The organism is Frankia canadensis (genome assembly GCF_900197875.1).
GTDB lineage: Bacteria > Actinomycetota > Actinomycetes > Frankiales > Frankiaceae > Frankia > Frankia canadensis.
Map to the genome: position 1 here is coordinate 1 of NZ_FZMO01000176.1, position 8,085 is coordinate 8,085.

At 72.2% G+C, this 8,085-nt stretch carries 7 protein-coding genes; 6 read left to right on the top strand and 1 reads right to left on the bottom strand.

Going from position 1 to position 8,085, the window contains the following annotated elements; translation table 11 throughout:
• The first annotated feature begins 6 nt into the window (after window positions 1-6).
• Window positions 7-900 (top strand): ribonuclease BN, encoded by an 894-nt coding sequence (locus C1A33_RS15430; protein WP_243407584.1) that lies wholly within the window; start codon window positions 7-9, stop codon window positions 898-900.
• A gap of 15 nt (window positions 901-915) precedes the next feature.
• Here C1A33_RS15430 and C1A33_RS15435 read toward each other — a convergent pair whose 3' ends face one another.
• Entirely contained in the window at window positions 916-1,260 is a 345-nt protein-coding gene (locus tag C1A33_RS15435) for a carboxymuconolactone decarboxylase family protein (protein ID WP_101832196.1), read from the bottom strand.
• A gap of 251 nt (window positions 1,261-1,511) precedes the next feature.
• Here C1A33_RS15435 and C1A33_RS15440 point away from each other — a divergent pair, with 251 nt between their 5' ends.
• The 5 genes from C1A33_RS15440 to C1A33_RS15460 all read left to right on the top strand — a co-directional run bounded on the left by C1A33_RS15440 (window position 1,512) and on the right by C1A33_RS15460 (window position 7,927).
• Window positions 1,512-2,831, top strand: coding sequence for a hypothetical protein (locus C1A33_RS15440; RefSeq protein WP_133150683.1), 1,320 nt, complete (start codon window positions 1,512-1,514; stop codon window positions 2,829-2,831).
• Between the two features lie 67 nt (window positions 2,832-2,898).
• A complete protein-coding gene (locus C1A33_RS15445) occupies window positions 2,899-4,761 on the top strand; it encodes a glycoside hydrolase family 15 protein (RefSeq protein ID WP_101832198.1) in 1,863 nt (620 codons plus the stop codon).
• Window positions 4,758-6,119, top strand: coding sequence for an MFS transporter (locus C1A33_RS15450; protein WP_101832199.1), 1,362 nt, complete (start codon window positions 4,758-4,760; stop codon window positions 6,117-6,119). The genes C1A33_RS15445 and C1A33_RS15450 overlap by 4 nt, the downstream gene beginning before the upstream one ends.
• The gene (locus tag C1A33_RS15455; protein WP_101832200.1) at window positions 6,116-7,465 is read left to right on the top strand and encodes a diacylglycerol/lipid kinase family protein; all 1,350 of its coding nucleotides are present in this window, start codon (window positions 6,116-6,118) and stop codon (window positions 7,463-7,465) included. Before C1A33_RS15450 ends, C1A33_RS15455 begins: the two co-directional genes overlap by 4 nt.
• A gap of 174 nt (window positions 7,466-7,639) precedes the next feature.
• On the top strand, window positions 7,640-7,927 hold the full coding sequence (locus C1A33_RS15460) for an EthD family reductase (protein ID WP_101832202.1): 288 nt from the start codon (window positions 7,640-7,642) through the stop codon (window positions 7,925-7,927).
• The last annotated feature ends 158 nt before the right edge of the window (window positions 7,928-8,085 follow it).

Consider the following 8,085-nt stretch of genomic DNA (forward strand, 5'->3'; position numbering starts at 1 on the left):
CCCTTCGTGCAGCCTGCGCCCCAGTTCCTCGGACGCCGACCCACGCAGGGGCGGCTGCGTGGGTCGGCGGCCGAGGAACTGGGGCGCAGGCTGCACGAAGGGGATCTGATCAACGGTGCGATGAACCTGGCCGCGCTGACTCTGATGATGTTCTTTCCGTTCATCATCACGCTGGCGGCGGTGTCGCCGTTGCGGCCGGGTGGCGCCGCGGAGATCGTCGTGCGGCGGATGGGGCTCGATCATGACGCGGCGCTGGCCGTCGAACGGCTCTTCGCGCCGCAGGGCGGCGGCACGGCGCGATCCGGCTGGACGGTGGTGGGGGTGGTCTGGCTGGTCCTTGGTGGGCTGAGCCTCGCGGCCGCGGTGCAGTCGGTGTATCTGCGGGTCTTCCGGGTGCCGGCGATCGGATGGCGGCGGGGGCTGCCGGCCCAGGCGGTGTGGCTGGCCGGGTTGATCGTCTTTCTGGCCGGCAGCACGGCAGCGGGGGCGGTGCTCACCCGCACCGTCGGCGGCCAGGCGGCCCAGGCGGCGCTCGTCACCCTGGCGCTGGGGCTGTTCCTCTGGGGCGGGGCGTGGATCCTCGTCCTCGGCCGGCTGAGCTGGCGGGAACTGCTGCCCACCGCCGTGCTCACCACGATCGGCCTGACCGGGCTCGGGGTGGTCAGCAGGCTGACCTTCTCGTCGTCCATAGTGCAGAACGAGCGGAGCTACGGAAATATCGGTGTCGTCTTCACGCTGCTTTCCTGGCTGATCGGCCTGGGGGTCGTCCTGACCGGCGGGGCCATTGTCGGAAAGTGGTACAACGAAAGCGGCCTCTCCCTCCTCCGTGCTTTCCGGAGGATGGGTGGCCGAGGACGCCGGGCCGGTCACCGTGACCGTGCCCCGACCCGGCGGATCTGAGCCGAGCGACCGCTGCTACTCGTCGTCGGAGATGGCGGCCTCGAACCCGAGGGCCCGCAGGACGCTGCCGGCCGCCGACACCACCCTGGCGCTGCCGACGATCGGCGCGATGGCGGTGGTGACGCCCTTCGCGTCCTTGGCGGTGAGCCCTGCTTCCCGGGCGGCGGCGAGGTTCATCATGTACGAGGCGGGGGCGGAGCCCTGCGCGATGAGAGCGGCCAGCCGTACCAGGTGATAGGTGCGTTCGTCGAGACCGGACCGCTCGAGGGTGTCCAGGTGCATCTGGACGAGTTCCTCGAAGACCGGTGCCTCGCCGTTGGCGATCGCGTCAAGTGTCCGCTCCGGTGCCAGCGTCGTCATGGTTCTCTCCCCGATTCGATGAATGGAAATTCGGCAGACGCCGCATTCCCGGCGAGTTCTACCCGGGGTGGACGCAGGCAAACTCCGTCCTCCCGGCGTGGATATTCTCGAGAAGGGTTGTCGATATTTGTCGGAATTTCCGGATCGATCGCTGCGGGCGCGATCAAGGGGCATTCTCTGGTTCACTCCTCACGGCGCCGAACTCGGCGCGGCCGCAAGATCGGGCCCCGGCGGGACCTGTGGGAGGAAACGTGTCGTGGACACCTCCGCCGAGCCGTGGTGAGGACGATGCGCATCCCGCCGGCACCGGCGCCGGCATGGAAACGGCTCGGGGTGGGGGGCGGTTGCGGACCGTCTGGGCGTCGGTGCTGCTGGTCCTGGCCGTGCTGCTGGCGCCGTTCGCCGTGGTCGCCGCCTGGCTGGACTCGTCGATCTCCGACACCGACCGTTATGTGTCGACCGTCGCGCCGCTGGCCGCCGATCCCGCCGTCCAGAACCTCGTGATCGATCGGCTGACGACGCGGATCGTCGACAACGTCGACGTCAAGGGGGTTACCGGTTCGCTCGATGACGTGCTGCGCCGCAACGGCGCTCCGGCCGTCGTCGCCGACCACGCGGACGCGCTGTCGGGGGTGCTGTCGTCCGCGGTCACCGACGTGGTGCACGAGATCGTCGCCGGGGTCGTCGACAGCGACCAGTTCGCCGATCTGTGGACGGCGGCGAACCGTCGGGTGCAGCCGGCGGTGATGAAGGTCCTCACCGGCACGGGCGGCGGCGCGATCACGACGTCGGGGAACGCGATCGTGCTGGACGTCGGGGCCGTGGTCGACGAGGTACGCCAGCGGCTGGTCGACGCCGGTTTCGGCGCGGCGGCGAAGATCCCCGACTCCGACCGCACGATCGTGCTGCTGCAGACGAAGGAACTGAGCCGGGTCCAGGACTGGCTGCGAGTGCTCGACGTGCTCGGGCTCTGGCTGCCCGTCGCCGCCGGGCTGCTGCTGCTGGCCGGGGTGCTGCTGATGCCGGACCGGCGGATCGCGCTGATGGCCGGCGGCGTCGGCGTCGGCGCGATGATGATCGTCCTGCTGGTGCTGCTCACGCTGCTGCGCCAGCGTTACCTGGACTCCGTCCCGTCGTCGGCGCAGACGCGGGACGCGGCGTCGGCGATCTACGACACCCTGCTGCGCTACCTGCGCGGCAGCGCCGAGGCCCTGCTCACCCTCGCCGCGATCGCGATCGCGGCCGGCTGGCTGGTCGGACCGGCTCGGGGCGCCCGGGCCGTGCGGCGCGGGACAGGGCGGGCCACCTCGGCCACAGGCAGCAGGCTGGCGCGCAGGGGGCTGCGCACCGGCGCGGTGGGCCGCTGGCTGACCGAGCACCGCCCGCTGACCAGCGGGATCGTCATCGCGGCCGGGGTGCTGACGCTGGTGTTGTGGAGCTACCCGACGGCGGTCACCGTCGCCATCGTCCTGCTGGTCGTCGTCGCCGCGCTGGCACTGCTGGCCATCCTCGCCGCCGCCGCGACACCCGCGACACCCGCGCCGGGCGGGCCGGAACTGCGCGCACGGTAGCGGTCGAGATGCGTTCAGTGGTGTCCGGGTGCATCGTGGAGGCGGGTTCGGCTGGGAGGAGTGCCTGGTGAGCAGCTATCCGCCGATTGGCGACCACGGCCTGATCGGGGACCTCCAGACCGCGGCGCTGGTGTCGGCCGACGGGTCGATCGACTGGTGGTGCACGCCGCGCTTCGACGCGCCCAGCGTCTTCGCGTCCCTGCTGGACAGCGAGCGGGGCGGGCACTGCCGTTTCGCCGCCGACCTGTCGCCGCAGGCCGGGGCGTCCGGCCGGCAGCTGTACCTGTCGGACACGGCGGTGCTCGTCACCCGGTACCTGGCGCCCGAGGGCGTCGGCGAGGTCGCGGACTTCATGGAGCCGCTGGCGACCAGCGCGCCGAGCGGACGGCACCGGCTGGTGCGGATCGCCCGGGTGGTGCGGGGACGGGTGCCGTTCACGTTCACCTGTCAGCCGCGCTTCGACTACGGACGGGCGTCACATACGCTCACCCTGAGTGACGCCGACGCGCGCGCCGCCGTCTTCCGTGCCCCGCACGGGGACCTGCACCTGCAGGCCACCGCCCCCATCACGTTCGAGGCCCGCGACGGCGACGTCTGGGCGCGGTGCACCCTGGAGGCCGGCGAGGTGGCCGCGGTCGTGCTGACCAGCGTGCCGAGCGGCGGCGCCGCGCCCGAGCCGTCGACGCGCGCCGGCATCCGCGACGAGCTGCAGCGTTGCCGCGCGTTCTGGATCGACTGGCTGCGCGCGTGCACCTACCGCGGCCGCTGGCGGGACATGGTGAACCGCTCGGCGATCACGTTGAAGCTGCTCACCTACGCCCCGACCGGTGCCCCGATCGCCGCGGCGACCATGGGGCTGCCCGAGCAGATCGGCGGCGAACGCAACTGGGACTACCGCTTCACCTGGATCCGCGACGCGTCGCTGTCCGTGCGGACGCTGATCGACATCGGGTTCACCCGGGAGGCGCACGACTTCCGTCACTGGCTGCGCGACCGGGTGGCCGCGGGCGTGTCGACGTCCGGCGAACCGCTGCAGATCATGTACCGGGTCGACGGCGACCCCTACCTCACCGAGGAGACGCTCGACCATCTGGAGGGCTACCGGCGCTCGGCACCGGTGCGGGCCGGCAACGCCGCCGCCGACCAGATCCAGCTCGACATCTACGGGGAGGCCACCTACGCGCTGGCGGCCACCGGCGACGTCGGCGCGATCGAGGGCTGGCGGGCGTTCGCCGGGATGCTCGACTGGCTCGCCGACGCCTGGGACCGGCCCGACGAGGGCATCTGGGAGACCCGCGGCGGCCGGCAGAACTTCACCTACAGCCGGCTGATGACCTGGGTCGCCTTCGACCGCGGCCTGCGTCTGGCCGCCCGGTTCTCCCGGCCGGCGGACGTCGCCCGCTGGACCCGGGCCCGCGACGCCGTCTTCGACCAGATCCTCGACCGCGGCTGGAACCCGAAGCGGGAGGCGTTCATCCAGCACTTCGACACCGATGTCCTCGACGCGTCGCTGCTGCTCATGCCGCGCGTCGGCTTCCTGTCGCCGGTGGATCCGGCGTGGCTGTCCACCCTGGACGCGATGGAGCGCGAGCTGGTCAGCGACAGCCTCGTCTACCGGTACAACCCCGAGGCGTCGCCGGACGGGCTGCGCGGCGCCGAGGGCACGTTCAACCTGTGCAGCTTCCTGTACGTCGCGGCGCTCGCCCGGGCCGGGCGGCTCGTCCAGGCCCGGTACGCCTTCGACAAGATGCTGACGTACGCCAACCACGTCGGCCTGTTCGCCGAGGAGATCGGGCCGTCGGGGGAGCAGCTCGGCAACTTCCCGCAGGCCTTCACCCACCTGGCCCTCATCGACGCGGCCCTCGCCCTCGACGAGGAACTCGACCGCGCCGAGAGCCGGCCGCCAGCCGCCGCCTCGGCCCGCGCATGACGAAGCGGATCCTCGCGCCGCTGGCGCTCGCACAGTTCGTCTGCAGCTTCGCCGGGTCGAACATGAACGTCATGATCAAGGACATCAGCGACGACCTGGACACGACCGTGCAGGGCGTCCAGGTCACCATCACGATCTTCCTGCTGGTGATGGCGGCGCTGATGATTCCCGGCGGCAAGCTGACGGACCGGTACGGCCGCCGGCCCTGCCTGCTCGCCGGACTCGCCCTGTACGGGGCGGGCGCCGTGCTCAGCGCCGTCGCCCCGGGCCTCGGCGTGCTTATCCTCGGCAACTCGATCCTCGAGGGCGTCGGCACCGCGCTGCTGATCCCCCCGGTCTACATCCTGACGACGATGATCTTCACCGATCTCACCGCCCGGGCCCACGCCTTCGGGGTGATCATGGCCGCGGGCGGCGTCGGCGCGGCGGCCGGGCCGCTCATCGGCGGACTGATCACCTCGGCGATCAGCTGGCGGGCCGCGTTCGTCTTCCAGGCACTGATCGTCGCGCTGATCGTGGTGCTCAGCCGCTCCGTTCCCGACCCGGTCCCGCCGGACCGCACCCGGCACTTCGACACCGTCGGCGCCTGCCTGTCCGCCGCCGGTCTCGTCCTGGTCGTGACGGGCGTGCTCGCCGCCGACAACAACCTGCTGGCCACAGCCCTGCTGCTGGCGGCGGGGGTCGCTGTCCTGGCCGGGTTCGTCTGCTGGGTGCGCGCCGAGGAACGTGCCGGGCGGGAGCCGCTGCTGTCCACGGCGCTGCTGCGCGACCGGACGTCCAACCTCGGGCTCGCGACCCAGAACGCACAGTGGCTGATGCTGATGGGCACCTCGTTCACCGTCTCCGCGTACCTGCAGGTCGTCCGCGGCTACAGCGCGATCGCCACGGGCCTCATCTTCACCTCGGCCACCATCGGCGTGCTCGTGTCGTCGCTCACCGCCGAGCGCCTCGCCCGCCGCTGGCCGCAGCGCACCCTGATCATGGCCGGGTTCGCGCTCGCCGTCGCCGGCACCGCCGTCCTGCTGGCGCTGGCCGCGGTGACGAACAACCCGTGGGGGTCCGTGCCCGGGCTGGGGCTGACGGGGCTCGGCATCGGTGCGATGCTGACGCCGTCGGTGAACATGGTGCAGTCGGCGTTCCCGCAGGAGCGGCAGGGCGAGATCTCCGGGCTGTCCCGCAGCGTGTCCAACCTCGGCTCGTCGCTCGGTACCGCCATCGCCGGCACGATCCTCGTCGCCGGCCTGACCGGCCACGCCTACGCCGTCGCCCTCGTCGTCCTCGCCGTCGTCGGCCTCCTCGGCCTGGCACTGGCGGCCCTGCTGCCCCGGACGACGATGAAGACGGCAGCAGCGGGGTGAGCGGGCTGCGGCGGCTGGCCGCCGGGGGGTGTCTCGGGTGCTTCGCGGCGGCGCTCGCCGTCGCGGTCGCCGGGCTGGTGCACCGGCCGGTCGCGCTGCCCGTGACGGTCGCCGCGATCGCGATCACGGTGATGGCGGCGTGGGCGGCGCTCGTCGGACGGGGGCCGCGACGAGTGGCCGCCGGGCTGGTGGCCGTCGTGGCGCTGATCGGGCTCATCCTGTTCGCCGAGGTCGCCGGCCTGGTGAGGGTGCTGCTGATCGTGGGTCTGGTCGCGGCGTCGGCGGCGTTGGCACGGGTGGCGTTCGGGCGGCATCGGCCGGCCGGGACGCGCGTCGGACCGGCCCGTCGCGGCGTCCTGCTCGTCAATCCGCGGTCCGGCGGCGGTGCCGCGGGCCGGCACGACCTCGCCGATGAGGCGGCCCGGCGCGGCGTCGGCGTTGTGATGCTGACGGCTGGCGCGGACCTGCGGTCGCTGTGTGAGGCGGCTGCCGACCGCGGGGCCGACGTCGTGGGCATGGCGGGCGGTGACGGCTCGCAGGCCGTGGTCGCCGACGTGGCGCGGCGGCGCGGGCTCGCCTACGTGTGCGTGCCGGCGGGGACGCGCAACCACTTCGCCCTCGACCTCGGGCTGGACCGGCGGGACGTGGCGGGTGCGCTCGACGCGTTCGGCGAGGCCGTCGAACGACGGGTCGACCTCGGCCAGGTGGGCGACCGGGTGTTCGTGAACAACGTGTCGCTCGGCGTCTACGCGGAGATCGTGCAGTCCGACGACTACCGAGAGGCCAAGATCAGCACGGCGGCGGACCTGCTGCCGGACCTCCTCGGACCCGGCCACGAGCCCCCGGACCTGCGCTTCCCCACCCCCGCCCACGGCGGCGGGGCCGCCGGCGTCGGCGCCGGGACCGCCGACGTCCTGCTGGTGTCGAACAATCCGTACCAGGTGCGCAGCCTCGGCGGGTTCGGTGTGCGGCCTCGACTGGACGGCGGCCGGCTCGGCATCGTGGCACTGCGCATCGACCGCGCCCAGGACCTGCCGAGACTCGTCGCCCTGGAGGCGATGGGCGCCATCGACCGCTTCCCCGGCTTCCAGCAGTGGAACAGCCCGGGCCTGCGCGTCGACTCCGGTGGACCGCTGAGCGTCGCGATCGACGGCGAGGCCCTGCGCCTGCCCCCACCGCTGGAGTTCCACGCCCTGCCCGCCGCCGTGCGCGTCCGCGTCCCGTTGCACGCCCCGGGCGGTCTGGTAACGAGACCCGGCATCCTCGGCATGGTCCCCGCCCTGCTCCGGATGCTCGCGGGCCGGACGGTCGGATGCGGCGGGGACGCTCGCGCCCCTTTCCCGTGATCCGCCGTGCTCGATGGACAGTGCTCGATGGACAGTGCCGGATGGACAATGTCGGATGGCGCGATGGGGCCGGCGGGATCAAGCATGGTCGCGGCCGCGGATCTGGCAGACTTCCGGCAGGTTGTCCGGGGGTGTCCGGACGGCCGGGTGTCGACGCGCATCGAGGGAGCTGCCGTGATCCGCTACACCGTCCTGTACCCGAAGACCGAGGGCGCGACGTTCGACCACGAGTACTACCGGACCAGCCACATCCCCATGATCGCGTCCATGATGGGCGTCACCGACGTCGAGATCGACCGGGCCGTGGACGGCCCCTACCTCGCGGCCGCGCACATCCGTTTCGACTCGCTCGAGGCTATGCGGACCGCGCTGGCCAGACTGGACGGCCCCACCGTCGGCGCCGACATCGCCAACTACACCAACGCCACCCCCCAGATGCAGATCAGCGAAATCGTCGCCTGACCACCGCCGGCGACGGAGATCGTCAGCGCATCGGAGACAAAGCGGACGCGACAAGGCGGAGTTCGCGACACGATGCCGCTGTCCCCCCGCACATGCTTCGCGCCCATCAAATACCTCCGGAGGGGACTGTCGCCTTTAGGCGACAGGGGAATCCGGTA

Excerpts from the sequence above, each read along its gene's own strand:
- C1A33_RS15435 (WP_101832196.1), bottom strand. The coding sequence starts at position 1,260 with ATGACGACGCTGGCACCGGAGCGGACACTTGACGCGATCGCCAACGGC.
- C1A33_RS15450 (WP_101832199.1), top strand. The coding sequence starts at position 4,758 with ATGACGAAGCGGATCCTCGCGCCGCTGGCGCTCGCACAGTTCGTCTGC.